This window comes from Sutcliffiella cohnii (assembly GCF_002250055.1).
GTDB lineage: Bacteria > Bacillota > Bacilli > Bacillales > Bacillaceae_I > Sutcliffiella > Sutcliffiella cohnii.
Genome location: NZ_CP018866.1, coordinates 1,980,144 through 2,005,775, shown reverse-complemented (window position 1 = coordinate 2,005,775; position 25,632 = coordinate 1,980,144). Strand labels below are relative to the sequence as shown.

Here is a 25,632-nt window from a genome sequence, read left to right as displayed (position 1 = left end):
ATTACCTCCTCGCCTTGTTTAATTATTTGCCTTTACATATAAAAATTCACTTTCACCTTTTATAACGTTTCCACTTGCTTTCTTTTCTATTTCTTTCATGTTATCGCTATTTGTAATAACAACTGGAGTAACTGTGCTTGCTGCTTTCTCTTTTATTAATTCAATGTTAAAAGTTAATAATGTTTGTCCTACTTTAACTTTGTCACCTTCTTGTACATGTCCTTCAAAACCTTCACCATTCATAGAAACCGTTTCTAATCCTACGTGTATTAATATTTCTGCCCCACTTTCTGAACGAATTCCGATTGCATGTTTTGTGTGGAAAAATTGAATAACCTCTCCGTTTACAGGTGAAACAACAACACCTTCTGTCGGTTCAATCGCAAGTCCATCCCCCATCATTTTTTGAGAAAATGTTGGATCAGGAACAGCTTCTAAATCAACTATATTTCCTGTAATTGGAGAAAATAGCATCTCTTCTGTTTTCTTTTGTTCTTCTTTTTTTAGGCCAAATAATTTTTTAAACATAAATAACCCTCCATTATGTAATAACTATTACTTTTGATTTTACTGTGTATCTTACGAACATTATATTAACTTGTATATACAAGTTAGTCAATTATTTTCACTTAAGAAAATTATGATACTAATAATTTCCCCAATTTATATCATTTCATTATCCTTCTTTCACAGTACTTCTTGTATATCCTTCCTTTTATATAAAAAAAGCTCATTAACTAAGTTAATGAGCTTTTTCGGCAAAACCAATATTATCTAGAATAATAAGACCACTGTCTGTTTCATTTAGTGAGAATACAATTTCATGAATAGAGTCAAATGCAATATTAGGAAATTCCTCTTGAAGATAACTTATTGGTATTTCATACGTTTGTAAGATATGTTCGTAATTTGTTCCTATTTTCTCGTTTCTCCAATCCCAACGGTAAAGGTCTGAAGTAAAGGTAGGTTCAATATGAATAGTTTTTTCAATTCTTGCATCATATTGGTGAATTCCTTTCGGCTTCATACTAACCTTTATCGGTATACTTTTCTGTCTATATTGTTCATCGATCGGTAATCCTCTAAATGTATACCGACTTTCATGAGCGTGAACTGCGTCAAAGCGTAAAACAGTTTGATCAGTAAATGTGTTAGAGATATCTTCTGGTACATTTATAATGTATCTACTTGAAGACTTTAACCATCCAAGTTTCACTGCCCGATTATGTTGTAAATCACCATTACGTAGCGTTAAACCGACTTCTCTCCAAACTCTTAAACTTCGTCCATCTATTTTTCCATTTGGTACTGTTACCGTTGTAACATCTACATCTTCTTCAAACGTTGCTATAGCTTGAAAGTCACTATCTTCAAATTGAATACGCAATGGATCTGTTGGTACCCATGCACTAGAAATCTCTTTATTTGAAAATAACTCGCGATACTCATCTTTTTCTTTCAACGAAGCTTCTAAAAATGCTGTTACGTAAAATTTCGTAATATGTTGTTGCATTTCTGGTGAAAGCAACGCGCTTCTATTAATAAACCATGAATATGGTGGTGAACGGTCAACAATCCAATCTTTGTTAAATTGTCCATGATTTCCACCGTAAATATATATTGAACTTTTAAACCCATCATAATTTTCTGTAAAAGTTACTCGGTTAAAAGTTTTTATACCGTGGTACGATGTGTGGTCCGTATCGTGTGAGCCTTGAATTGTTAAGTAATTGATATTTTCCAAACTTATTGGTTCATCACCAGGATTAAATCTTCCTTCACCAGGTGATAATCCAATTAGAGCTCGAATGGAAAAGTCAAAATCCATTTTTACTCTCGCATTGTTAGGAAACCTTTCTAATTCATTAAGCACAGCTGCAATACTAACAGCTTCACCACCACGTGAATGGCCAATTAATGCAATATTATTCATATCTACTTTCCGATATAAGTCGTGGTCCATTTGGACGTTCCATTTTGCCCATTGCTCCAAATGTTTAAGTAACAACCATGCACGTCCAGCATTATCCCAACCTATATGACCAAACTTACTAGAATTTAGGAAATTTTGGTCTACCGATACAGCGATATAGCCTTTTGAAGCTAACAATTCACCTAAATAGGAATAACCTCTATCTGAATGTTCTACCATATTATGGTTACCATGAACAATTAATACAAGCGGATGTGGGCCATCCCCTTCTTTCGGCATCCAAACACGACCATTTAATGGTGCTGAATTTAGTTCAAATCCCCAATACCATTTACGATAAAAACTATTTATTCCTTTAGGAGTAACAGTTACTGGAGATATATTTACAGTAGATGTCTCATAAGTTACGTTATCTCCAAACTCATCCCTTCTATTGTCATTCCCACTACCATATGTAAAATATTGAATAGTATATTGACCAGTTTCAGCAGGATTTACTAAATTAGGGGGATCACCTATTAACTCTACGTTCCATTCTCCTCGTTCACCAGGAGTTATTACAATTCCAATAACGATAGCATGAATAGTAATCGTAAATAATACTGTACTAACCTTCCATAAAACGGATATATTTTTTATTCTTAAAATGGATATTGTGAAACCAATAATTGCACCTAACAATAAAACCATGTACGCTAAATAGCGGAAATACGGTCCTAAATAAAGTCCAACCATATAAATAGCAGTTAGTAATCCTACAGTTATATAAATAAATGTATATGGAATCTTTTTCACCATTAAAAGAATAATTCTTATTATTATGTAACTTGTAACAAACCCTATAATCCCTAAAACAGATATAAATAATATATCAAACCATTTCCCAACCCCTAATACTAAAAAGTACCCCATTATAAAAATGAATATCGGTACATATAATAACATTCCTTTTGTTATTGCCACCCAACTATTAGTAAAAAACGAAATAATTATTTGCAAAAGTTTATTTATAGCTATGTATAGTTTCATCATTCTTTTTCACCTTATTGTATTTTACTTTTACAGCATTCCTTCGAGCTATATAAATTCTCCAATTCTCCATCTTTTGGAATACATATCCTACTATCATTGTATCAAAATTTTTCTAGCAAAATAGTTAAATAATGAAAAAATAAAAAAAGTATATAGTTTTTCAAAAAAACGACAAAAACTCGCTCTAATTTAGCGAGTTTTTTATTTTGATTATATTTTTGATACAAAAGTTAACTATTAATCAAACCTTTCAAGTTTTCAGGTATACCTTTTAATAGGAGCTTTTTTTCTGTAGGTTTTCCTAACCAAAAACCTTGTAATTCATCACAATTATAAGATTTTAAAATTTTTAATAAAGATTCATCTTCTATTCCGACAGCTGTTACTTCTAATCCTAAAGAATGGGCAAAATCAATTATTTTTTGTAATACACGTCTTTCATCTATAACGGTTTGAATATTCTTTGTAAATGATTTATTAATTTTTATTTTTTGACATTGGATTTCCCTCAAATATTGAAGAGAAGAATATTTAGATCCGAAGTCATCCAAAGTGACAGCGAAACCTAGTTCAGAAAGTGTTTTTATTCCTTTTTTAGCAGTATCCAAATCTATTAAAGAATGCTCTGTAATTTCTAATTCGATATTTGATAAATCAATATCATCACGCTTTTCTACCATTTCCTTTAGTTGTTTAATCCATTCTTCATCTTTCAAAAGAAGTGATGATATATTAACGGAAAGAATTGTATCTTTATAAACGTTTTCTAACTCTTTATAATCATTAAAAATCTGCTTTAATACTATATTTGTAATTGGTCGTATTATTTGAAACTTTTCTGCCAACGGTATAAATTCTGAGGGCTCAATCCCACCTAATCGAGGATTAAACCAACGTATTAATGCTTCAATATTAACTTTCTTTTGTTTAACATGTAGCTTAGGTTGGTAGTACACTTCAAACTCGTTATTTTCGATAGCCCGATGCATTTCATATTCTAAAAGTAGTGTTCTTTGTACTTTTTTTAAGCTATCATTATTCGAATTTTCTTGATGAACTTGAGTAGTAATATCTCTAATTAACGTTAAAATATATATTTCTTTTTCGATTTGAAGTGGTACTAATTCCATTTCTATGTAAGTCAATTTTCCGTTTATCGAAATACCTTCACGATATTTCGAAGATTTTAAAGAAAAAATACAGTTTCTTAACTTTTTCCTTAAACGATTATAAACGCTTTCATCTTGAAAAATTGTATGTACACTAAGAGTCGTCCCTTTTTCAGGTAAGAATTTTGACCATGTTTCATTATGTTCACTTTTTCTTATAAGTTGGAAGTCGTTTGGTGGTAAAAATGATAATAAAAACCAGCCATCGTATAAATCGCCTAAGTTTTCAATAAACATGAACAACTTATCTTCGAATTGTTCATTTAAACTTTTCATAAATGATGTCACTCCTAAAATCTTTCTATATAAAAGAACACAAACTTCATTTTACCAAAGATTCGATAAAAAGTGACAAAATTCAACAACTTTTTAAAACTAAGCGCAAAAATAGGCTAATTTAACCATAAAATTAACCAATATTAACCTATTTTCTTATACGTTTTTTTTATTTTAATAATTATACTTATATTTAATAAATAAGCCTACTGGAGCATTTGCTACAATAGGCTTCATTCTACTTATTTTAATAGTTCATAAACTTCACTATCAAGCTTTTTAGCTAATTCTTCATCATACGTTTTCACATATTCTGGTTCTTTCGTTAACTTCCCACCGTAAAACATTACATCTTCTACAGAATCAATTGCAACAGTAACGACACGATATTTCATTGATTTAGTAATAACATCAGAAACAGTTCCCTTACCGTTAATAGAATAACAAGAATCCGCTCCGTAAACGCCTAAAATTAGATTTGAATTCTCCATAATATTAAATGCACTCTCAGCATTATGACCTAGTGCAAATTTAATTGTTTTACCATCTTGATGTGCAACAAGCCATGAAACAATACTTAAGTTAGGTTTATTTGTATCTTTATCTGTCGTAATTAAAGATACAATTTTCTCCCCTTGAAGAGAATCGATAAGTTCTTGTTGTAGACGATCTAAAACTTTAGCCAATGTACTTCCTCCCTTTTTATCATGTACCAATATTATATACAAATAATAGTTATTACGCCAAATGTTTCAACTTATTCCTTGTTTTTCTTAATTTGTCTACTCGCATTATTTTAAACTTCTAAGTGAATAGTCCATTTTAGTTTTATTTCGTTTTTCTTTTAATCGAAAGTTAAGTAGCAAAAATGCTGCAAACAAACTCAATAAAACAATTGCAATCCACACTAACGAAAATGTTGGGTTACTTTCAGTTTGTTTACTATTCTCTTTTTCTTGAATTGGTGATATAGCACCTCTAGTAAGTTGTTCTGATGATTCTAGTTCAACACTATCTAAAATAATGTCTGATTCTTTTCCATTTGTAACGATAAATTGACCTTCATCATCTACCTTATAGGAGATCATCGTCTCTTCTTCAGTAGTAATCCAAATATCATTTATCACGTTATATTTCTCTCCATCTTCTGAAGTTAATACATCTCCAGCAGAGGCAATTTTCTCCGTTGAGAAGTTAAAAAATCCGTAATCTAGTAAGGCCATCGTGTCATAATATGCATTTTGTGCGGAAGGAGCGTTTAATGTAACAACAATTAATTCTTGTCCATCTCTTGTAGCTGACGTAACTAAAGTATGTCCCGACTGTTCGACCCAACCATTTTTAATCCCGGTTGTTCCTTCGTAATCCCAAAGGAGTCGATGGTGGTTATAAAGTGTTGTTTCCCATCCTTCACCAACCCAATCCATTTCTTTCGTACTTACTATTTCGCGGAATTGATCGTTTTTCATTGCATATTGAGCAATTTTAGCCATATCTTTAGCTGTCGTAACATGTTCTTCGTCGAATAACCCGTGTGGATTTTTAAATACTGTGTCGTGAACACCGATTTTTTCTTTCACGAATTTCGTCATTCTGTCTGCGAATGCTTTTTCGCTACCGTTAAAATATTCTGCTATTGCTGTACCTGCATCGTTACCGGAATTAATTAAAAGTCCTTGTATTAATTTTAAAAGTGGTACTTTTTCTCCCTCTAGTAAATATACTCTCGTACCGACTTGATTTCTTGCGTTTTCACTAATCGTTACTATATCATCTAAGTTTCCTTCTTCTATAGCTATAATGCCAGTTACTATTTTTGTAATACTTGCTGGATACATCATTTGTTCACTATTTTTTTCAAATAATACATTTCCAGATTTCGCATCTATTAAAATAACGGCTTCACTATATAAATCAAGGTCTGCTTTACTTTCTTTTGGAAAAATTGTAGCAAAAAAGAGTAACAAAACTGCTACCATTATAATTAATTTTCTCATCCTATCTACCTTTCACTTTTCTTGCACTTGTATTATTATGCAATTAAAAGTGTAACTGATTCATGCGCATTTTTCAGTAAGTTAAGATTATTTGTTACATAACTTTAATATAGGAAAATAATAGTAAACAATAAAAATATTTAAAAAACTAAAAAAAGGACTACTTTACATCGAGTAGTCCACAAAATATTTATACTTTTTTACTTTCTATTACACGCGCTTTCCCGACTATTTCTAAGCTTTCCGTATATTCCACTAATTCTATATCACAGCCATCATTTAGTGTAATACGATCACCTTTTACTAATTTTGCTTTCGTCGCTGCTAATTGTATGTCGTTTCCAATAATTTCATTTGCTTTTAGTGTTCCTCTATCATCTCCAAAAGAAAATAAACTTTTGAGTACTTTTAAAAATCCTTCCTCTCCTTTTAGTTTAACGGATACTTGCTCTCCTTTTATTACGTTTGCGGAGCATTTTCCACCATTTATCGTAACATCTATTATTTTTGAATCTAGTGTATCATTGATATCGAAAACACCTCTTGCAATAAAATTATCAGCCCGACAACTATCTCCCACTTTTAATCGGCCGTATGGTTTGATTACTTCTGCATTAATTGATTTTTCAACAGAACAAGAACCTTTTACGTTAAATAATGATGTATATAAATTTCCTTGTAATGTAGCATTTCCATATACACTAAAATCTCCGATGTAAAGATCTTCTTCTACATTAGTGTTTCCTCGAATGACTCCTGTTTCAGCCTTTAGCTTTCCATTAACATCACATGCTCCATTTATTTTAAATTCTTTACATTGAACATCTCCGTTAATTGTCCCTTTTCCATTAATGGAAACTTCGTTAAAGGAACCACCTGAGACTACCATACTCCCGTTAATCTTTAAGTCTTGTAATACTTTTTGCTCTTCCATAGAAACTTCCCCTTTTTAACGATTATTTGTTACTGTTATTATAACAATCTATTATTCGTTATTAATCAGTCTGCGGGTGGAAATGTGTTGAGACCTTTTGATAAAATCAGTCTCTATCAATGGAAATAAGCTTGTTATGAAAAGTGGCGTTTCATTTTTTAAGTAATCGACTTACAATCGCAAAAAAAAGAACTAGGATTCTAGTTCTTTTTTTGGTGAAATTCATCTTTAAGGATGGAAAAAACGTTAGTGTCGTGGGCAATTTTCCCTTGTTGGATATATCCACGCAGTCTACCTTCATGTGTAAAACCTAGTTTTTCTAAAACACGTTGGGAGCCTTTATTGTTGGGATAAACGTTTGCTCCGATGCGGTTCCATTGAAATTCTTCAAAGCCGTATTGAACTAAACGACTCACTGCTTCTGTCGCATACCCTTTTCCCCAAAATGGTTTCGCTATTTCGTATCCAATCTCTGCGCGTTTATGGTTTTCAGAAATTGCATGAAAACCGCAAGTTCCTATAAGTTCGTAACTTCCTTTTTCCACAATTCCCCAACGATAAATTAATTTGTAATCATCTAAGAAATCTTTTACAAACTTTTCTGCCTCTATAATATTCGCAAAAGGTTCCATTCCATAATAACGTAACATTTCTTCCTCAGAAAAATAGAGATAAATCGACTCCGCATCACTAACTTTTAATGTTCTTAATAATAATCGTTCTGTTTCTAATGTTGGTGTTTTTTTCATATGATACCTAACCTTCCGTCATTTCTGCTACAACAAAATAGTCTGTCCACTTCCATATGTTCACGACTAATGTTCTATCATTATTAGTAAACATAAATGCAGAGCCGAAATGGTCTTCCATCATCCAACCATCATTTTCTAACTCTTCTAATAATGTTTGTATACCTTCTCCCTCATCCCAATGAGCCATCACCTTTTTGCTACTAGATGACTCTTGAACCTCAACAAATGGATCTTCTGCAACGACTAATTTTACTGCACCTCTTATATGAGGATTTAGCATTAATAGTAAAGCTCCTACGATAATTAGAACACCTAATCCACTCATAAAAAACCTTTTGAACTTCATGCCTTCCTCCTAAATTCCTTTCTATCAATCTATGCAGTAACCCTTTTTTCTAGTATATTATTTTCTATCATAATTTTGTTAATTTTTTTTACAATTAATTGTTACAAAAAAACTACACTATTCATTAATAGTGTAGTTTCTGATTTTTTATCCTTCATTATGGTTGGTTTCTTCTTCCGTTTCATGAGAATCATCATTGTGGTGATTACTATGATCATCCTTTTTCATTTCGTACTCATGTAGTAATGCTTCCACTTCTTCCTCTGTAAAATCTCCAACAACGAAATGCTTCATAGGCATTACATGCAAATTTCTTGCTGTAACATGCACTTGCACGAAATATACGTTCTCGTTAGTTAAAGTATGCTCTATTTCATATAATCCATTCCCACTATGGAGCGCTTCAATCATCTCGCTTTTCTCTCTACCATCTTGTACATTCCATATTTCATAAACAACTTCATCTGCATCATCAACATTTTCATTGCCCTGTGTTACGAAAGTTTTAAACTGTATTGGTTCATTAGGAGTCACTCTATCATCTACTTGTAAATCTACTTCTACCATTTTCGGGATTTCGTTATTATTGTCACCAGTTGCTCCATCCCCACCTCCACAAGCAACTAACACGATTAGTAATGTAAAACTAGTTAATAAAAATTTTAATATTCTCATTGTCCTTCTCCTTTCGTTCATTCTAATTCAAAAATAGGTAACGATATTGTTACAGTAGTACCTTCATTAATTTTTGAATGGATGTTAATTGATCCTTGATGTTTCTTTATTATTTGTTCAGCTATAGCCAACCCTAAACCTGTACCACCATCAGCCCTAGTTCTAGCTTTATTGACGCGATAAAATCGTTCCATTATATGAGGTAGATCCTTTTCAGGTATACCGATACCTTCATCACGTATAATTATGTTAGCCTTTCCATTGTTGGTAGTTAACTCGATGAATATACTTGAAAATTGTTTTGAATAAGTGATAGCATTCTGAACGATATTCGTTAACACTTGGTCCAATCTATCTCGATCTGCAAAAACAATTATTTCTTCATTTAATGTATGTTCAAAACTAACATTTTTCTCATTGGCTACCCATTCTAATCGGGAAACAACATCAACAATGAGTTCAGATAAAACGAGTGGATGAAATTCTATCGGATAGGAATCACCTTCAAGCTGAGCTAAATCAAGTAAATTATGAACAAGTCTTTCCATTCTATCCACTTCTTTTTGTACCGTAAGTATATACTTCTCTCTATCGACTAAACCTTCCTCAAATCCTTCTGTATAGCCTTTCATATAACTTAACGGTGTTCTTAACTCATGGGACACATTTGCTAAAAATCCCCTTCTTTCTTCTTCTACTTTTTCTAACGTGTATGATAGCTTATTTATAGAGAGCGCTAGGTGAGAGAGTTCATTTTCTCTTTTTACTTTAATGCGACTAGAATAATCACCTTTCGCCATCTTTTCGGTCACATTTTTTATATCCAAAATAGGCTTCGTTACATAATTTGATATTGTAAAACCTGCTAGTAAAACAATGATAATTGCTATTGGTATACCAACATATAAAACTAGACGTATAGGTTGAAACACATTAGAAATAGCTTCTAACGGTAAATATAAGAAAATAGCTCCTACAAGTTGATCTTGAGATAAGAGGGGAACAACTACTGCAAGTATTTCTTGATTTAATCGTTCATGCAGCCGTACTATTTGCACCGTTTCTCCTTCAAGTAATTGCTGCCTTTCTTGAAAAGAAATTAAATTTTGTCCTTCAAACATATGAACTGGAGATCCACTTCCTAATAACATAGGGTCGTCTGTATAAATAATCGATGACTCAAGACTCTCATCTAACACCTTTAGTTGCTGACTAAAGGTTTCAAGACTCGTCTCATAATACATATCCTTCAATTGAACACCTTGAAGTTGTAGTGCTTCCACTTGTTTTTCTATGTATAGCTTTTCATACATATAATACGTGAATGAAATAAACAAAAGACTAGTAAAAGTTGTTACTATTAAGATGGATAGCCATATTTGTTTTTTTATTGAACTATTCATAAATTTGTATGATATTTTCATTCAAATTTGTACCCTACTCCCCAAACTGTTTTAATTTGAGAGCCTGCAGATTTTAGTTTGTAGCGTAACGTTTTTATATGCGTGTCTACTGTACGTAATGTACCTATATCATTTTCATTTCCCCATACTGTATCGTATAGTTGATTTCTTGAAAAAACTTGACCTTTATGCTCAAGTAAAAATAATAGAAGATCATATTCTCGTCTCGCTAGTGAGAGTTCGTCATCATATAAAAACATTTGTCTTGCATTTTTTTTTACTTTAATTGGTCCTACTTGGAAAGTATCAGACTGAACGATTGCTGTTCTCCTTAACAAGGCTTCAACCCTTGCAACTAACTCTTTTGGGCTAAAAGGTTTTAACACATAGTCATCAGCTCCAATTTTCAAGCCCATTACTTTGTCATGTTCATCACTTCTTGCAGTTAACATAATAATCGGAGTAGTTGAGAATTCCCGAATACGTTGGCAAACTGTAAAACCATCAACCCCAGGCATCATAACGTCTAGTATTATTATGTCATAATTTTTTTCCTTTGCTAAAGTTACTGCTTCCTCCCCATTAAAAATGGTGTCCACATAATGACCTTCTTTTTCTAAATAGGCACGAACTAAATCACACATTTCTTTTTCATCATCTACTACTAATATTTTTGTTGAAAGTGTCATAATTCTCCTCCTGGTATTACAACAAATGGACCGTTATCAATTGTAAATGTATCTATTACACGGAAGGTAGATAGGTTAATAATCGTTAGTTCATTTCCATCTAAGCTTGTAACGTATAAATAATTTTCATCACTATTAATAAAATTGGGATTACTCGCAACCGTTAACTTATCCTTTACGATTAAATCTTGACTGTCTATTTTTATAACTTCATTCGACCCATGGCAAACGACATAAATATATTCCGTATTGTTGTCAAAAGAGAAATCGATCGGCATTAACCCCACCTCTTTTGATCCCATCATTTCTCCCGTTGTCGCGCTATATATATAAATTTGGTTGTTAAGCACACCACTTTTCCCATGTCCACCGATATATAAAACGTCATTCACTAGTAACATTCCAGAAGGTCTTTCTAGTACTGGAAAATTGAACAGTACTTCTTCCTTTTTTAAATCAATTACGGAAACAGAGTGACTTTCACTGTTTAACACGTAGCCCATTTCCCCACTCACAATCATATCTATCGGGTATTGCCCAACTTCTATCTTTGTTAAAGTCTGTCCGTTTTCTACATCGACAAGTTCTACACTATTTTCAAGAGCATTCACAATAAAAAGAACTCCAGTACTTTCCTCGTAATACAACTTTGATATCCCTTCGCTTTTAGAAGTGAGAGAATCAATCTTATTCTCTTCAAAATCGAGTTTATATAAGACCCCATCATTTTTACTTCCTATTACTACAAAATTGGTCGTTTCGACTATATCTGTAATGGTAAAAGAGAGCGGTATAGTGGAGATTTTTCCGTTAGATATAAAACTAATATCGGATGATTTTAAATGACTAACGATAATAGGTTTCTCCTCAAACTCTGGAATAGATATTTGCTGATTTGAACACCCAATTAAAGTTAAAAAGCATAATAGAAAAAATATAGTACGTATCATTACATAAGCTCCCTAGGTAGTTTAACTAGAAAATAGTTTATTGATTACATTTTTGACGTTGTACTTCGCTACGGACATGTGCTTCCCACTAATATTCTTGCATGATATTCTATATTAAATATAATAGATAGATGTGAAATTTGTGTGAGACCTTTTTGACAATTATACTATTGATTATAATTATTTTTAACTTACAAAGAAAGAAAAGACTAATCTTGGTGAATTAGTCTTTTCTTTCTATATGTTCTAATATTTTCGTGGCAATTTCTTGATAATAAGCTGGTACGTGAGGAACAATTTTATCGATTGAAACTTCCTCGTCAATATTTAATTTTTCACCGTTTTCTCCAATTTTAAAGCCTGTTACATTTATTGAGTGAATTCGATGAAAGGAATAGTCGTAAAATTGCTGAAAAGGGACTTTTACCAATCCCACTACTTCTTCTAATTGCAATACAAAATCATCAAACGTATATTCCCCCACAACAAGAAAAACATTAGCAAATTCATTGTCAATTATATTACCTTTTTTTACACTATAAGGTATAACTCCTAATTTGGTTAAATTATTATAATTTAATTCTAGTCCAATTTCCTCTTTTACTTCTCTAATTCCGTCCTTCATATGTTCATTAGCTAGAATGTGGCCAGCAGCTGTTATATCTAAAAGATTTGGATACATATCTTTTAACGAACTTCTAAGCTGAAAATATATATAATATTCTTCCTTTTCCTTTCCAACAATCCAACAGTGAAAAGTTTCATGCCAATGTCCTACTGCATGTACATGTTGACGTGTCGCTACACCGATTTCTTTATATGTTTTGTCAAATATTTTTAGTAATTCATTTTTCATTATGTAACCCCAACTGTTCTCTTACTTTTTTATTATGTAGTAACGTAAAATCTTCAATAATCGCTTGATGGCTCCCAACCATTTCAGAAGGTAAATCATTTAAATGAAAGTATTCTATTTTCATTGATTCTTTCGCATCTACCTTTATTACACCTTTAACATTTGTAGTATAGTAAGCTACGGTCACAACATAAAACTCATCGCCGTTTTTCGCTTTAATAAAATGATTTTCTCCAGAGTAGACATTAATTAATTTTAAATCTTCTATTTGAAGTGCTGTTTCTTCAAAAACTTCTCGTTTTGCAACTTGTTCCGTCGATTCCCCTAATTCCATAAGACCACCGGGTAACCCCCAAACACCTTTTGGAAATTGCCGCTGTTGTAAAAGTATATGCCCTACATCATTAATAATAACCGTAACAGCACCTACAAAAATTAAAGGTCTATGGCCTACAATTTTTCTTAAATCTTCAACATATCCCATCATTTATCCCTACTTCATTTTTCTGTTTTCATAAATAGTGTATCATAATTTTTTCTCTACGATGTCAAATAGAATAATAATTACGCATTTGTAAAAAATATAAGGAAAGTTCTATTCAAAAAGAAGGAGAATTTATGAAAAGAAGATTTTCTAACAAAGTTCCTTTTATTTTGTTAACAATTATACATTTATGTATGTTTTTATATAATTTCAAAAAACATACAGCTACGACAATTTTCACATCATTATTTACTAATATTGGGATGGCATATATTTTTGAATATGTCGTTTTTACTTGGTTAAAAGCTTACCACTACTTTCCAATAATTTTTAAAAACAGGGATTTTGATAATGCTTTCGGCGCATTACTTTCTCAGGCTATTTTCGTCCCTATTACCGCTACATTTTTAACATTAAATAAAAAGAGCTGGTTTTGGAAAATGATCTTCACTCTTTATTTTTCTATTATCGAGCGAATGTTTTTACATTGGAAGTTGCATCAAAATAGATGGTGGAATACTACTCTAACAACATCCTTAATATTTTTATATTTTTTTATTAGTGATTTTTGGTTAAGGAACATTACAAAAAAAATTGTCCAAGTCATATCGTACGTACTAATTAGCCCATTATTTATTATGCACTATTTATATGCTCTCATCTTCTTTAAACGCATTACATTCGGATATAAAAAATATTCATGGGAAGAAGCATTTAAACTTGTCCCTCTTTATGGTTTAGTTCAAACATTATTTTATATGTTCATTTCTTATAAAAGGACACCTTTAGTTTTTCTAACTTCTATTTTTAGCATTTTTATTATAGATTTTTGTCTAATAAAGTTGAAATTAATGAAAGTAAAACGATATTTATACTTATTAATACTTCATATGTATACTCTTGCTTTAAATTCATATTCATATTACGCCATCCAAAACACGAGAGAATGGAAAGAAGCCCCTAAAGAAGAAAATCTTTAGAGGCTTTCTTTATCCATTATTTCCAGTCACTCTCTACTATTCCGTATAAAACATGGTCTAAAAATCGATCATTTACCCACTCCGCTTGTTTTAATCTTCCTTCTTTTTGATAACCTAACTTCTCAGGAATAGCTCTACTTTTTTTATTTTGAACAGCTGCACGTATTTCTACTCTATTAAGTTTTAAATTTTTAAATGCATAGTCTGTTAACGTATACGCAACTAATGTAGTAATGCCTTTCCCTTGATATCGTTGATCAATCCAATAACCGATTGAAGTCGTCCTGTTCATCCAATCAATCATATTGTATCCTGCCATTCCAACTATTTTTTTGTTAAATAGAATTACCGTATTAATTATTCCGTTCGCTTCGTAACCGTAAAAACAATTTAAAATAAATAATTCCATATCATTTTTACTTTTAATCCGATCGATCCAAGGTAACCATTCTCTTAAATATGCTCTTGATTCATTTATTAGTTTATATAAAATAGGTGCATCCGAAAGTTCAACTAACTTTAACCCTACCTGTTTATTTATAGAAATATACATAACATCACCGCCGCTATACTTCTCTGATCAAAAACATAATTTGCAAAATAGGATAAACTAAAATAACAAATGTTAAATGTATGTGGAGAACCATTTCAATAGACATAATGTCCATCACAAGCATAATTACCGAAACGAGTGTTGCAGTAACGATAAATAAATAAGTGTAATGGCCACTTTTTTGATTTATTTCAACCTGTTGTTTTTTCGTTAATTGGTTTCGCTGACGTGTAATCGATCTGATTAGCTCTGCTACACCAAGCAAAATAAATATAACTGGTATAAACTGCATTTTCCCTTCCACTTCTGTGTTAACAATTAAAAAAATTCCGAGTGCCATAATAAATATTGGTACTCCGACAGCTATTAATGGTTTTTCCACATTACTCTGATTTTTCCCCATATTTAATAATCCCCCTTGTATGATTGTTACTTCAAATATATGAAAACGAATAGTTATTAAATTGCTATGTATTTTTATATACAATATAAGAGCGATAGAGTTAATTGATTCTGCTTAAATGGGAAAACTTTTCTTACTCTAAAAAACAATAATCGCTACATTATATGCAGCGATTAATAGAAATATTGATAGAATATTTTATTTTGCAGGAGTTTCTCTTACAATTGCTACTAAATAATGGTGTCTTCTTTCTTTTTCGAATACGAGCCTAATTGCTTGCCAATTGTCCTCATCGTTAGTGGATGGCGGACTATAATATTCAACAAATTGAGCGTCCGGATAAGCTTCCTCGATATTATTTTCATCTATATTAGTAGGTACTTGTGATTGATCAAATGAAGATACTGTGTATTCCACCTGTACTCCCTCTTTTGATAGCAGTTCATTGTTTATAAAGTTGGCTGGAGTTGTTTCAATTTGTGGTGAAAAACTATATTCCTTTTCATCTTTGCCGAATAGCGCTACTTCTTCATTAGAAAATAAAACATCGTCAACCTCTATTTGTGCATTAGCAGAAAACAACAATCCCTTTTCAGGATGCACTAATTGTGCTAATTGATCCCAATCATTTGTTTGCAAATAGCCAATTGTGTCTATTGATTTATCTATAATATTATCTTCGTCCTCAATAGCAGCTCCGCAAGCTGATAATACGATTAATAAAAATATTAATAAATAGATTTGAATCCTTATTTTCATGTAAAATCCCCCTTTTCTTTCTACTAGAAATATTACATTACTTTTATATGAATTTCTAGAAAAAGTAGAAAAGTGGGAATATGTTCGCTTTAATTTACTATTATCTTTTCACTACTTCAAAATTTTCACCGATTAATAACCAGTTTTGTGGGAATGGTAAACCTAACTTCCAATAACTAATACCACGCAAGTTTAGCCTTTTTAAAAGGTCAAACTTCGCTTGTATACTTCGTGCATCTTCAAACCAAACTTTGTGCGCTCGCCCACTTTCATCCGTGTAGTCAAAATGCGGTGCTTGTGCCACAGTGTCGTATTGAATTTCAGCATTGTTTTCTTTTGCAATTTGTATTGCTTGTTGTGGACTAACGGCTCTCGCATAAGGACCACCTGGAACATACGGTAGCGTCCAATCGTAACCATATAAATTTTGTCCCATCATAATTTTAGATGCTGGCATTTCAGTTAACGCATATTGAAGTACCTCCTCAACAGGACCAATTGGTGATACAGCCATCGGTGGTCCGCCAGAATACCCCCATTCGTAAGTCATTAGCACGACAAAATCAACAATTTCACCATGAGCACGATAATCATGCGCTTCATACCACTGACCTGGCTGATCTCTTCTCGTTTTCGGTGCAAGAGCACTAGAAATTAATAGTCCTTCAGCTCGTAACCTCTCAGCAGCTCGTCGAAGAAAATTATTATACGCTTCTCGTTGATCACCAGGTAAAAATTCGAAATCAAAATGAACATCTGTATAGTTTCCAACTCTTCTCGTTTCAGCAATAATATTATCTAATAGTCGTTCTTGTACTGCTGTGCTTTGTAAAATATCCCTTCCTAATTCACCACTAAATTGACCTTCCTCTAAATTTGTGACAACCATCATTAAAGAAGCCCCTGTCTCCCGGGCTATTTCTGGGATTCCCTCTAAAGGCATCGGGTTTAACGTACCATCCCTCCGTGCTTCATAACTAAATGGAGCTAAGTACGTTAAATATGGTCCAGCACGTCTTGCGTCGCTTAATAGAGCCTCACTAACAGAAGTACCTCGCGGCTCAATATATGCGTTTGTTTCAATTCTACTTTTAGGTGTTGGTGGTATATATAACCTTAAGCCGATTGGTAATGGTTGGTTCACATCTAGTCTATTGACCTCGGCTAATGTTGTGTAGTTAACTTGAAATCGTTGTCCAATAGACCATAAACTATCCCCACTTCGTACCCAATAAAATCGCCCATATATAGGAATTACAAGTGCTTGACCGACAACTAGCTGATTCGGATCAGGAATTTCATTTGTAGTAACAATTTCTTGTACTGTAGTACCATACGCCTGTGAAATTCCCCAAAGCGATTCCCCTTGTCGAACGACATGAATTTGCAAGGGCATTCCCCTCCATGTTAGTTTTATACATTTCACTATATGAATGGATTGGCTGAAACATGTAGAATCGATAAAACTTATGTGAAAACATTTTTGCGTTTCTTTTCTCATAACAAATTAGCGAAATAATTTAAGTAAAGGAGTAGTTTGTTTGTATACTCCAGTATTGCTCTATTCTAGTTATCTATCTATAAGCCATGATTTTAAAACAGCAAAATACTCCCGAAACCAGAGCTTTACTTTTGCTACTTTTGGCGTTTCAGCCGAAAGTGTAGAAATATTGTTGAAACCTACTCTTTCTGCAATCATTTTTGCTCGAAACAAGTGAAAATCATTACTTACAATGACCACCGTTTTATTGTCATCTTCTATAAATGAATAGGAGTTCATCAAATTTTCATATGTGGTCGTTGATGTATCTTCTAGTATTATTCGTTCTTGTTCTATCCCGTGTTCTAACATAAAGCGTTTTATCGCTTCCGCTTCTGTTATGTCCTCACCAGGACCTTGACCACCTGAAGCAATGATAATTGTGTTTTGGTTTCCTTCAACATATTCTAAAGCCTCTAGAGCACGATAGTAAAGTGATAATGACATTCTTTCCCCATGAAGACGCGCTCCAAGTATTATGATGTAATCTGCATTTTCTTTCGGCCTTTCTGCAGCTGTGTTACTAATGAGTAGATGGACAATAATAAAATAAATGGCTAGTAAAATGGTGAATATCATAAAGATGCCCCTCAGTTTTATTAATATATGTTTGTTCATATCAAGTACCTCAATTTATGATTTATTGTGCTGGGTGATTATACATTTTGTTCAAGAAAAAAACGCACGATATATGCGCGTTTTTTAGTTCTATGTATTAATTGTTATTCCATCTTGCTACATTGTACTCTGTGAAATTAGTTGTTTTTACATCGATAATTTCCCATGTATTCCAACTTGCTTTTATTAGTTGAAACGAAATATTGCCTTGGAACTTTCGTTCTAATATAAATTGATCGTTCCGCATGAGTTCGTCTTTATTATACTCATCAAAAGAAAAGGTTACGGTCACATTAGCTTTATTTTCTTCCACATCTTTAATTGGATGGACATTAATAAATGTGTGTTGCACGATATGAGGATCGAGTTGATGTTCTAATACGGTATGCAATTCAATATTAGGAAGATTATATGCATTAGGTTCTACAAGTAAATCAAAGATTTTTGAGGCATCACGTTCCTTTAACCCATAAACTAAATTACCATTCTTCAATTCTACAAACGCTTTATCAATAATATCTTCTGGTGTCGTAAAAAACTGTTTAATGCCAATTACAAAAACTAAAACAAGGAAAATACATAGTAACGAAGGAATTAACTTATTTTTCAATAAATGATCCTCCTAATTATAATAATTTGTAAAAATTCAAAAAATTCACCTTACGCAATCCATCATACCACACAATAACCATTAAATGGTTAAACTTTTACAATTTTTTAGGGTTTTTAACATAGGAAAAAATGTTCAGAATCCTATTCTCTCCCATTCAAATAAACTTCCAGGATCTGATTTTCGGACAGGAGCGTATTCATCGTGTCCTACTACGTTCTCTCTGTTTCTTAAAACTTTTGGGTAACGCTCATACAAGTCTTCTAACAGTTTAGCTAAAGAGTCATATTGCTCATCTGTGTACCCTATATGAGATGTTGGAATTAGTTCATATTGACCTTCTTTCAAATTTAAACTCATTTCTTCTTTTGTTCCAATTGCCATAAGTTCAATTCCAATTGAATATTCATTCATATTATTTCGGTATTCCAAAAAATTAAGATCCATTCCTTTCCCTGCATGAAACGCTACTCTATTTTCATCTACTAATTGAAAGATATTACCTTCCCGATTAATAATATAATGTGCAGACACACCATATTCTTCAAACAAAGAGTAAATGTTTTCTAACATATATGGATTCTGTGGATTTCTTGCTGCGTTACTTGTGTAATGAATCATTACATGTGTAACTTCTGCAGTTCTCCGTCGCGAATTTTCGTCAGGTAAATAGTATGGTGTTATATGTAAAGATTCACTCGGATTTGTATTTGGCTTTTTATAAGTTAGTTCATCTTCTTTTTTAACTAATGAAACTTCCTCATCTCTCTCAACATTTGTGGTTGCAACGTTTGAACAACCGTTGACAAACATAACGACACATAAGATAGTTGCTATTTTCTTCATACATAACTCCTTTTTTAAGTCCGCAAATACTGTTTTATACCTTTATTGTATTATACTTATTACCTTCATACATCAAAAAAAGAAAAGCTAAGTAAAATACCTAGCTTTTCTTAATCACAATTTATTTATATTAGTAGTATCCGTAACCGCCACGGCCTACCCAGCTAGCACCAATAATAACTAAAAGGATAAACAATACTACCATTAACGCAAATCCTCCACCATGTCCTGCAACTGCTCCACTCATTGAACACCGCTCCTTTTGTTTTAATTTCGTTTACGGTTACAGTGTATGATGAAAATCTATATTTGTTTGGGCGCATTCAATTTTTAGGCGTTTTTTTATTTGCCTAAACTTAATATATAAAAAAGGAGTTGGCCATGAAGCCAACTCTAATTGTATTAAAACGCCCAATTTCCTTTACGGAATACTGGCTCTTTTTTACCATCTAGTGTAATACCATCTATGTTCATTTCAGCTGAACCTATCATAAAATCAACATGTGTTAAACTATCGTTTAAACCATGTGCTACTACTTCTTCATCACTCATGTTTTTTCCGCCTTCCACACAGAATGGATAGGCTTTCCCTAAAGCAAAATGGTTAGAGGCATTCTCATCAAATAATGTATTAAAGAAAATTAAATCTGTTTCTGAAATTGGAGACTGGTGCGGAACTAGAGCAATTTCTCCAAGATATGCTGAGCCTTCATCTGTCTCAATAAGTTTCTTTAATGTTTCTTCACCTTTTTCTGCTTTAAAATCAACTACTTTACCTTCTTTAAAAGTTAATGTAAAGTTTTCAATCAAGTTACCCGCATAACTTAGTGGTTTTGTACTAGAAACAACTCCGTTCACACCAGTTTTTGCATTAGCAGTGAAAACTTCTTCAGTTGGCATGTTCGCAATAAATGTAACACCGTTTTCATTTACACTACCGGCACTAACCCAAATATGGTCTTTTGCTAACTCAACCGTTAAATCTGTGCCAGGGGCTGTATAATGTAGTGCGTGATATTTCTTTTGATTTAAATGGTTAGCTTTAGAATCAAGTGTATCAGTATGTTTTTTCCACTCTGCAACCGGATTTTCTTGATCTACTCTAGTCGCTTTAAAAATCGCATCCCACAATGCATCCATTCTTTTTGTTTCATCTAATTCTGGAAATACTTTATCTGCCCATGCTTGTGTCGGCATTGCGATTATCGACCAACTATTTTTATCACTCATCATACGACTACGATATGGTTTTAGAACTTGGGATGCAGCCTTAGTAGCCGCTTGTATACGGTTTTGGTCAATGCCTTTTAATAAATCAGGATTTTTAGAATCAATATGTAAAAACGCTGCTCCCTCTTCTGCTAATTCGTTTTTCCCCTTAGACATCCAATACGGGAACTCGGTAAACGAATCTTCGGGAGCAATTTCGAATCTCATTTTTGTAAGTTCATCATCTAACCAATCAACCGCAACATGTTTTGCACCTTTTTCATATGCCTTTTTCGCAATGAGACGAACTAACTCAGCTGAAGAGATTGGGGCTGTTACTACTAACGTTTGCCCACTCTGAATATTAACCCCTACTTCAACAGCAAGAGCTGCATATTTTTCTAAATTACGTTGAAATGTCGACATGTATATTCTCCTTTTATGTCAATGTAGTTTAATATTATTTTTTTGGATAGCACTATTCTATTTTACATAAAAAATCGTTCCATGTTAACCCAAGTGCAATAGAAAAAAGATTGAAACTTTCCGACATTTTATTCGTATATACTTTTGTACATATGCTAGAAAAGAAAATTTTACACGTAGGAAGGTGAATATAATGGAAAAAATATTAACAGTTAGTCAACTTGCCAAATCTTTTAAAGAGAAAACTGTTATAAGGGACATTAGTTTTACTGTACACAAAGGAGAAATAATGGCCATACTGGGTCCTAACGGGGCTGGTAAATCAACAACTATTCGAAACATTATGGGGATTATGTTACCCGACGAAGGCTCAATTCAATTCCATACCCACACAGGAAAAGAAATTCCCCGCCATAAAATCGGGTATTTACCAGAGGAACGGGGTCTTTATAAAAATGTAAAGGTATTGGATTTATTATTATACTTTGCAGAATTAAAGGACTATCCAAAACAAAAAGCGAAAGAACGAGCACTAGCATATTTAGAAAAGTTTGATTTAAAAGGGAAAGAAAAAAGTCCTATTGAAGAGCTATCTAAAGGGATGGGGCAAAAAGTTCAATTTATCGCCTCTATTATACACGAACCTGAACTTTTAATATTAGATGAACCTTTTTCTGGTCTCGACCCTGTTAGTCAAGATGTTTTTAAGCAAGAAATAAAAACATTAGCACAAAATGGAACTGCAATTCTACTATCCTCCCATCAAATGAATCTAGTGGAGGAGTTATGTGACCGTTTATTCATGATACATAAAGGTAGTAAAGTAATATATGGTTCAATTAGTGAAGTAAAAGAGCAATATGCCAATTTCAAATGTACAATAAAGGGACGGAATGAATTGAACGAACTTCAATCATTACCAAATGTTACTAGTGCAGAACAAAACGGTGATGTTTCCATTCTTTACTTAGAGAAAAATGTACACATACCAGCATGGTTAAAGTATATTCCCGAACATATCTCTATACAAGAATTATCTGTTGATAGAATCTCCCTTCATGAAATATTTATTGGTATTGCAACAAATAATTTAGGATATAAAGAAGGTGTTATTCATGAATAATAGTTTTAAAGTTGCAAAATGGGAAATTAAGAGAAATATGATGAATAAATCGTTTCTCATATCGTTAATAATGACACCTGCGCTTTTTCTTCTTTTCTTTACAATACCAATGTTGTTTTCTAACAATCAATCTGATCAAATATCTATTCTTGTATATGATGAATTAGGCATTTGGGACGAAGTGGCACCGCTTTTAGAAACAGATACAATCGACGCGGTTGTGGCTCCTCCTTTTGAAAATGAAGAAATAATGAAAGCTAATTTAGAAAATTCTAGTAGTACAGCTTACATTTATATTACGGAAGAAGCATTCCAAAATGGCGAAATACCTATTTATACGTCTGATGATGTTTCCAACATGTTTGTTTATGAGGTGCAACCATTAGCGACGTTACTACAACAGCTTAAACTGGAGTCTATTGGACTAACAGACAGTCAATTAGAAGCCGTTTCACGAGGCGTAACATTAAACGCAATATCAGTGGAAGATATGACGTCTGAAGCCGATAGTACAACAGAACTATCCGGAGGGAATGAAGAAGCTACAGATCCTTTTAAACGTCTCATTCCGGGAGCTTTTGCAGGATTAATTTTATTCTCGATTGTTATAACAGGTATGATGATTTTCCAAAGTGCTTCTCAAGAGAAAAAAGAGAAAGTCGCAGAAATGGTTCTATCATCTGTTACTCCAAACGAACTTATGCAAGGAAAAATATTAGGTTATTTCGTATTAGGGTTAGTTCAAGTAACGGTCTGGCTTGCAATTGCCCTACCTGTCGTTCAGTGGAGAACAGAGATACCAATTTTTGAGTACTTGTTCGTTCCAGAATTAATTATACTAGTGTTTATTGCGGTAGCTGGTTATCTATTGTTTGCTTCTATTTTCGTTAGCATGGGGGCAACAGTCGAAGATATGACGGCAACTAGTAACTTCCAAGGAATTGTGATGATGCTACCATTTATTCCTTTTATATTAATAGGACCAATCCTTTCGGACCCTTCTGGAATAGTTGCAAAAGTAGGATCGTATATCCCTTTCTCAGCTCCAGGCGTTCTACTAATTAGACTTTCGACAATGGAAGATTGGCCATGGATGGACATCATCATTTCATTAGCCATTTTATTAGTTAGCATCTGGCTATTTATGAAACTAGCAGGAAAAATCTTTAAAACTGGCATACTCATGTACGGCAAAAACGCCACCCCAAAAGAAATCTGGAAATGGATCCGTCAATAAGAAAAGCGGAGGCGGCTCGTTCTGGCCCGTACAAACTGGACCGTTCCGGTAGGAGATAAAGGAAACACAACGAGCCAGAGGGCGAGTTGATGTTGACTTATCGTACGGACGGAACGGGAAGTTTGATAGGGCCAAGCCGACGGAGCTGGACAAGGAAAAGCGGAAGGGGCTCGTTTAGCGGCGACAAGCACAAGGCAAGCCGGCTAGAAGGTCGCTTTTTGACCTTCTGGACGGATTGACTTGTGACCTCGAGCCGCTAGCCCCTGCAGCTGGACAAGAAAAGCGGAGGCGGCTCGTTCTGGCCCGTACAAACTGGACCGTTCCGGTAGGAGATAAAGGAAACACAACGAGCCAGAGGGCGAGTTGATGTTGACTTGTCGTACGGACGGAACGGGAAGTTTGATAGGGCCAAGCCGCCGGAGCTAGATAAAGAAAAGCGAGGGTAGTACTAAAAGTCAGTAGAAACTGACTTTTAGTACTATTTTGTTCGTTACCCCTATATAATTCTAAATATTTATTAGTTGTAAGTTCAAATTATTAATTATAAGGAGTTGCTATAGATTGAGATTAAAACCAATTAACAAAGGATGAACACACGTATATTGATTCTACCTCGAATGAAATCTATACAAACAAAGTGGTGGAGAAACGATAGAGTTTTCTATTGAGTCTTATTGGACAGCCCTCTCTTGACAAAATATTTATCTATATAGGTAACTTATCATCAATCATGCTCATATGTTTCGTCATAAATAGTTTCTTCTATCGAAGTGCCGTCTGCATAAATAACTTCTACGTTAATTTTTGAAACTCCTTTTTCTTCAAGACTGAAATACCATTCGGTAATACCATGTTGATTCATTTTTATTAATGGTACTTCTTTTATTTCTGAATTTTTATAATATACATGGGCCATTACTTTTTCATATTGTAAAAAGGAAAAAAGGGCTGGTTCTTCACTTAATGTCCATTCAAAAAATAAAGTGTCTGTACTCTTCGTGTAACCATAGCTAGAACCATATGAATAGAATGGGGAATGGCGATACAATTCTGAAGGAATGTAGCCAATTTCAGAACTCTTTATAATTGTCCCATCTTGTACTATTTTATACAAATACGTATCACTTGGAGTTAAATATATGATTGCTTCATATATTCCGTCCAGCTTCTTTTCACTTTCTGCTTCCTGCCAATGACGATTTTCTTCAGACTTATACAGAAGTTTAATATTTGCATTACTTTCCACTTCTTTCAAACTAAATGCAGCCGTAAAAATCATCTTGTTCGGTTCAGAATTTACTGTGTCTGCAATGAACTCAATATGTTGTATCCAGCGGTCTTGTTCACTCCATTCATAAATCCTGTTTTGAACATCGTATAAATTACTCTCTATCCCACTCGTTACCATTGATATATAACTTTCAAATTCCATCTTCATTTTACCCATTTGCTGAATAGTGTAAAAATGAAGGCAAACACTAACTAACAGTAAAACTAAAGTTATTTTTAACAATTTATCCACGTTTCTCCCACCACCCTTTGTACGGTATATTCCTATATATTTAATATAGCAAACGATTATAACAGTAAATAGATAATTATAATTAATACAGTATGAGTCGTTCCTCTCTTGTAAATAATGAGAGAAACATAGTTTGGAGGAAATATATGAAAAAGCAATTTAATGAAGAAGTTTCAAATGAAATTAGACCTGTCGGTGGCTACACTGAGATATACCGTACACTATTTGGAGATAGAAATAAAAAAGACAACGATATTAGAAAAGTGATGGAAAGAAAAAAATAAATAATACTTTCTACTGAAGATAAATA

Annotated in this window: 28 protein-coding genes; 4 read left to right on the top strand and 24 right to left on the bottom strand. The window is 33.1% G+C overall.

What is annotated here, in order from left to right; genetic code table 11:
* Window positions 1-18: 18 nt before the first annotated feature.
* From BC6307_RS09890 to BC6307_RS09825, 14 genes are all read right to left on the bottom strand, one after another.
* On the bottom strand, window positions 19-528 hold the full coding sequence (locus BC6307_RS09890) for a PTS sugar transporter subunit IIA (RefSeq protein ID WP_066413644.1): 510 nt from the start codon (window positions 526-528) through the stop codon (window positions 19-21).
* Between the two features lie 214 nt (window positions 529-742).
* On the bottom strand, window positions 743-2,965 hold the full coding sequence (locus BC6307_RS09885) for a poly(ethylene terephthalate) hydrolase family protein (RefSeq protein WP_066413643.1): 2,223 nt from the start codon (window positions 2,963-2,965) through the stop codon (window positions 743-745).
* Between the two features lie 230 nt (window positions 2,966-3,195).
* Complete coding sequence (locus BC6307_RS09880; RefSeq protein ID WP_066413640.1) at window positions 3,196-4,410, bottom strand: EAL domain-containing protein; 1,215 nt, start codon at window positions 4,408-4,410, stop codon at window positions 3,196-3,198.
* 242 nt (window positions 4,411-4,652) lie between these two features.
* Window positions 4,653-5,096 (bottom strand): PNPOx family protein, encoded by a 444-nt coding sequence (locus BC6307_RS09875; RefSeq protein WP_066413638.1) that lies wholly within the window; start codon window positions 5,094-5,096, stop codon window positions 4,653-4,655.
* 105 nt (window positions 5,097-5,201) lie between these two features.
* Window positions 5,202-6,407, bottom strand: coding sequence for a D-alanyl-D-alanine carboxypeptidase family protein (locus tag BC6307_RS09870; protein ID WP_066413636.1), 1,206 nt, complete (start codon window positions 6,405-6,407; stop codon window positions 5,202-5,204).
* A 190-nt stretch (window positions 6,408-6,597) separates the two neighbouring features.
* The gene (locus BC6307_RS09865; protein WP_066413634.1) at window positions 6,598-7,341 is read right to left on the bottom strand and encodes a polymer-forming cytoskeletal protein; all 744 of its coding nucleotides are present in this window, start codon (window positions 7,339-7,341) and stop codon (window positions 6,598-6,600) included.
* 200 nt (window positions 7,342-7,541) lie between these two features.
* A complete protein-coding gene (locus BC6307_RS09860) occupies window positions 7,542-8,090 on the bottom strand; it encodes a GNAT family N-acetyltransferase (RefSeq protein ID WP_066413631.1) in 549 nt (182 codons plus the stop codon).
* A gap of 7 nt (window positions 8,091-8,097) precedes the next feature.
* A complete protein-coding gene (locus tag BC6307_RS09855) occupies window positions 8,098-8,439 on the bottom strand; it encodes a hypothetical protein (protein ID WP_066413628.1) in 342 nt (113 codons plus the stop codon).
* Window positions 8,440-8,586: 147 nt separating this feature from the next.
* Window positions 8,587-9,114 carry a FixH family protein gene (locus BC6307_RS09850; protein WP_066413625.1) on the bottom strand — a complete coding sequence of 176 codons (528 nt, stop codon included), beginning with the start codon at window positions 9,112-9,114 and terminating at the stop codon, window positions 8,587-8,589.
* 17 nt (window positions 9,115-9,131) lie between these two features.
* Entirely contained in the window at window positions 9,132-10,538 is a 1,407-nt protein-coding gene (locus tag BC6307_RS09845) for a sensor histidine kinase (RefSeq protein WP_066413623.1), read from the bottom strand.
* The gene (locus BC6307_RS09840; protein ID WP_066413615.1) at window positions 10,535-11,206 is read right to left on the bottom strand and encodes a response regulator transcription factor; all 672 of its coding nucleotides are present in this window, start codon (window positions 11,204-11,206) and stop codon (window positions 10,535-10,537) included. Before BC6307_RS09840 ends, BC6307_RS09845 begins: the two co-directional genes overlap by 4 nt.
* A complete protein-coding gene (locus tag BC6307_RS09835) occupies window positions 11,203-12,156 on the bottom strand; it encodes a YncE family protein (protein ID WP_066413613.1) in 954 nt (317 codons plus the stop codon). Before BC6307_RS09835 ends, BC6307_RS09840 begins: the two co-directional genes overlap by 4 nt.
* Before the next feature lie 223 nt (window positions 12,157-12,379).
* Complete coding sequence (locus BC6307_RS09830; protein WP_066413612.1) at window positions 12,380-13,012, bottom strand: NUDIX hydrolase; 633 nt, start codon at window positions 13,010-13,012, stop codon at window positions 12,380-12,382.
* A complete protein-coding gene (locus BC6307_RS09825) occupies window positions 13,002-13,496 on the bottom strand; it encodes an NUDIX hydrolase (protein WP_066413611.1) in 495 nt (164 codons plus the stop codon). The genes BC6307_RS09830 and BC6307_RS09825 overlap by 11 nt, the downstream gene beginning before the upstream one ends.
* A gap of 134 nt (window positions 13,497-13,630) precedes the next feature.
* Between BC6307_RS09825 and BC6307_RS09820 the strand changes: the two genes are divergently transcribed.
* A complete protein-coding gene (locus BC6307_RS09820; RefSeq protein WP_066413609.1) occupies window positions 13,631-14,476 on the top strand; it encodes a hypothetical protein in 846 nt (281 codons plus the stop codon).
* A gap of 16 nt (window positions 14,477-14,492) precedes the next feature.
* Here the strand turns inward: BC6307_RS09820 and BC6307_RS09815 are convergent, their stop codons facing one another.
* The 9 genes from BC6307_RS09815 to BC6307_RS09775 form a co-directional block, all read right to left on the bottom strand.
* Window positions 14,493-15,029, bottom strand: a complete 537-nt coding sequence (locus BC6307_RS09815) for a GNAT family N-acetyltransferase (RefSeq protein ID WP_066413608.1) — start codon at window positions 15,027-15,029, stop codon at window positions 14,493-14,495.
* A 13-nt stretch (window positions 15,030-15,042) separates the two neighbouring features.
* Window positions 15,043-15,432, bottom strand: coding sequence for a hypothetical protein (locus BC6307_RS09810; RefSeq protein WP_066413605.1), 390 nt, complete (start codon window positions 15,430-15,432; stop codon window positions 15,043-15,045).
* Between the two features lie 198 nt (window positions 15,433-15,630).
* Window positions 15,631-16,191, bottom strand: coding sequence for a hypothetical protein (locus tag BC6307_RS09805; protein ID WP_066413602.1), 561 nt, complete (start codon window positions 16,189-16,191; stop codon window positions 15,631-15,633).
* Window positions 16,192-16,291: 100 nt separating this feature from the next.
* On the bottom strand, window positions 16,292-17,581 hold the full coding sequence (locus BC6307_RS09800; RefSeq protein WP_174522358.1) for a glycoside hydrolase family 18 protein: 1,290 nt from the start codon (window positions 17,579-17,581) through the stop codon (window positions 16,292-16,294).
* A 180-nt stretch (window positions 17,582-17,761) separates the two neighbouring features.
* Complete coding sequence (locus BC6307_RS09795) at window positions 17,762-18,310, bottom strand: YdcF family protein (RefSeq protein WP_157729280.1); 549 nt, start codon at window positions 18,308-18,310, stop codon at window positions 17,762-17,764.
* A 136-nt stretch (window positions 18,311-18,446) separates the two neighbouring features.
* Entirely contained in the window at window positions 18,447-18,959 is a 513-nt protein-coding gene (locus BC6307_RS09790; RefSeq protein WP_066413596.1) for a hypothetical protein, read from the bottom strand.
* 135 nt (window positions 18,960-19,094) lie between these two features.
* Window positions 19,095-19,805: an N-acetylmuramoyl-L-alanine amidase gene (locus BC6307_RS09785; RefSeq protein WP_066413595.1), complete on the bottom strand. Its 711-nt coding sequence runs from the start codon at window positions 19,803-19,805 to the stop codon at window positions 19,095-19,097.
* A 130-nt stretch (window positions 19,806-19,935) separates the two neighbouring features.
* Window positions 19,936-20,052, bottom strand: a complete 117-nt coding sequence (locus BC6307_RS09780; protein WP_084380270.1) for a YjcZ family sporulation protein — start codon at window positions 20,050-20,052, stop codon at window positions 19,936-19,938.
* A gap of 155 nt (window positions 20,053-20,207) precedes the next feature.
* Entirely contained in the window at window positions 20,208-21,440 is a 1,233-nt protein-coding gene (locus BC6307_RS09775) for an aminopeptidase (RefSeq protein WP_066413592.1), read from the bottom strand.
* A 193-nt stretch (window positions 21,441-21,633) separates the two neighbouring features.
* Between BC6307_RS09775 and BC6307_RS09770 the strand changes: the two genes are divergently transcribed.
* Entirely contained in the window at window positions 21,634-22,563 is a 930-nt protein-coding gene (locus tag BC6307_RS09770; protein ID WP_066413589.1) for an ABC transporter ATP-binding protein, read from the top strand.
* Window positions 22,556-23,800, top strand: a complete 1,245-nt coding sequence (locus BC6307_RS09765) for an ABC transporter permease (protein WP_066413587.1) — start codon at window positions 22,556-22,558, stop codon at window positions 23,798-23,800. The genes BC6307_RS09770 and BC6307_RS09765 overlap by 8 nt, the downstream gene beginning before the upstream one ends.
* A 724-nt stretch (window positions 23,801-24,524) precedes the next feature.
* Here the strand turns inward: BC6307_RS09765 and BC6307_RS09760 are convergent.
* Window positions 24,525-25,322: a hypothetical protein gene (locus tag BC6307_RS09760; RefSeq protein WP_066415762.1), complete on the bottom strand. Its 798-nt coding sequence runs from the start codon at window positions 25,320-25,322 to the stop codon at window positions 24,525-24,527.
* 146 nt (window positions 25,323-25,468) lie between these two features.
* On the opposite strand from BC6307_RS09760, the gene BC6307_RS24770 reads away from it, so the two are divergent.
* The gene (locus BC6307_RS24770; protein ID WP_157076644.1) at window positions 25,469-25,606 is read left to right on the top strand and encodes a hypothetical protein; all 138 of its coding nucleotides are present in this window, start codon (window positions 25,469-25,471) and stop codon (window positions 25,604-25,606) included.
* Window positions 25,607-25,632 lie beyond the last annotated feature (26 nt).

Bases quoted from the DNA above. Each gene is read 5' to 3' on its own strand.
- BC6307_RS09890 (WP_066413644.1), bottom strand. From the start codon at position 528: ATGTTTAAAAAATTATTTGGCCTAAAAAAAGAAGAACAAAAGAAAACA.
- BC6307_RS09885 (WP_066413643.1), bottom strand. From the start codon at position 2,965: ATGATGAAACTATACATAGCTATAAATAAACTTTTGCAAATAATTATT.
- BC6307_RS09880 (WP_066413640.1), bottom strand. From the start codon at position 4,410: ATGAAAAGTTTAAATGAACAATTCGAAGATAAGTTGTTCATGTTTATT.
- BC6307_RS09870 (WP_066413636.1), bottom strand. From the start codon at position 6,407: ATGAGAAAATTAATTATAATGGTAGCAGTTTTGTTACTCTTTTTTGCT.
- BC6307_RS09865 (WP_066413634.1), bottom strand. From the start codon at position 7,341: ATGGAAGAGCAAAAAGTATTACAAGACTTAAAGATTAACGGGAGTATG.
- BC6307_RS09860 (WP_066413631.1), bottom strand. From the start codon at position 8,090: ATGAAAAAAACACCAACATTAGAAACAGAACGATTATTATTAAGAACA.
- BC6307_RS09855 (WP_066413628.1), bottom strand. From the start codon at position 8,439: ATGAAGTTCAAAAGGTTTTTTATGAGTGGATTAGGTGTTCTAATTATC.
- BC6307_RS09850 (WP_066413625.1), bottom strand. From the start codon at position 9,114: ATGAGAATATTAAAATTTTTATTAACTAGTTTTACATTACTAATCGTG.
- BC6307_RS09845 (WP_066413623.1), bottom strand. From the start codon at position 10,538: ATGAAAATATCATACAAATTTATGAATAGTTCAATAAAAAAACAAATA.
- BC6307_RS09840 (WP_066413615.1), bottom strand. From the start codon at position 11,206: ATGACACTTTCAACAAAAATATTAGTAGTAGATGATGAAAAAGAAATG.
- BC6307_RS09835 (WP_066413613.1), bottom strand. From the start codon at position 12,156: ATGATACGTACTATATTTTTTCTATTATGCTTTTTAACTTTAATTGGG.
- BC6307_RS09830 (WP_066413612.1), bottom strand. From the start codon at position 13,012: ATGAAAAATGAATTACTAAAAATATTTGACAAAACATATAAAGAAATC.
- BC6307_RS09825 (WP_066413611.1), bottom strand. From the start codon at position 13,496: ATGGGATATGTTGAAGATTTAAGAAAAATTGTAGGCCATAGACCTTTA.
- BC6307_RS09820 (WP_066413609.1), top strand. From the start codon at position 13,631: ATGAAAAGAAGATTTTCTAACAAAGTTCCTTTTATTTTGTTAACAATT.
- BC6307_RS09815 (WP_066413608.1), bottom strand. From the start codon at position 15,029: ATGTATATTTCTATAAATAAACAGGTAGGGTTAAAGTTAGTTGAACTT.
- BC6307_RS09810 (WP_066413605.1), bottom strand. From the start codon at position 15,432: ATGGGGAAAAATCAGAGTAATGTGGAAAAACCATTAATAGCTGTCGGA.
- BC6307_RS09805 (WP_066413602.1), bottom strand. From the start codon at position 16,191: ATGAAAATAAGGATTCAAATCTATTTATTAATATTTTTATTAATCGTA.
- BC6307_RS09795 (WP_157729280.1), bottom strand. From the start codon at position 18,310: ATGATATTCACCATTTTACTAGCCATTTATTTTATTATTGTCCATCTA.
- BC6307_RS09785 (WP_066413595.1), bottom strand. From the start codon at position 19,805: ATGAAGAAAATAGCAACTATCTTATGTGTCGTTATGTTTGTCAACGGT.
- BC6307_RS09780 (WP_084380270.1), bottom strand. From the start codon at position 20,052: ATGAGTGGAGCAGTTGCAGGACATGGTGGAGGATTTGCGTTAATGGTA.
- BC6307_RS09775 (WP_066413592.1), bottom strand. From the start codon at position 21,440: ATGTCGACATTTCAACGTAATTTAGAAAAATATGCAGCTCTTGCTGTT.
- BC6307_RS09770 (WP_066413589.1), top strand. From the start codon at position 21,634: ATGGAAAAAATATTAACAGTTAGTCAACTTGCCAAATCTTTTAAAGAG.
- BC6307_RS09765 (WP_066413587.1), top strand. From the start codon at position 22,556: ATGAATAATAGTTTTAAAGTTGCAAAATGGGAAATTAAGAGAAATATG.
- BC6307_RS24770 (WP_157076644.1), top strand. From the start codon at position 25,469: ATGAAAAAGCAATTTAATGAAGAAGTTTCAAATGAAATTAGACCTGTC.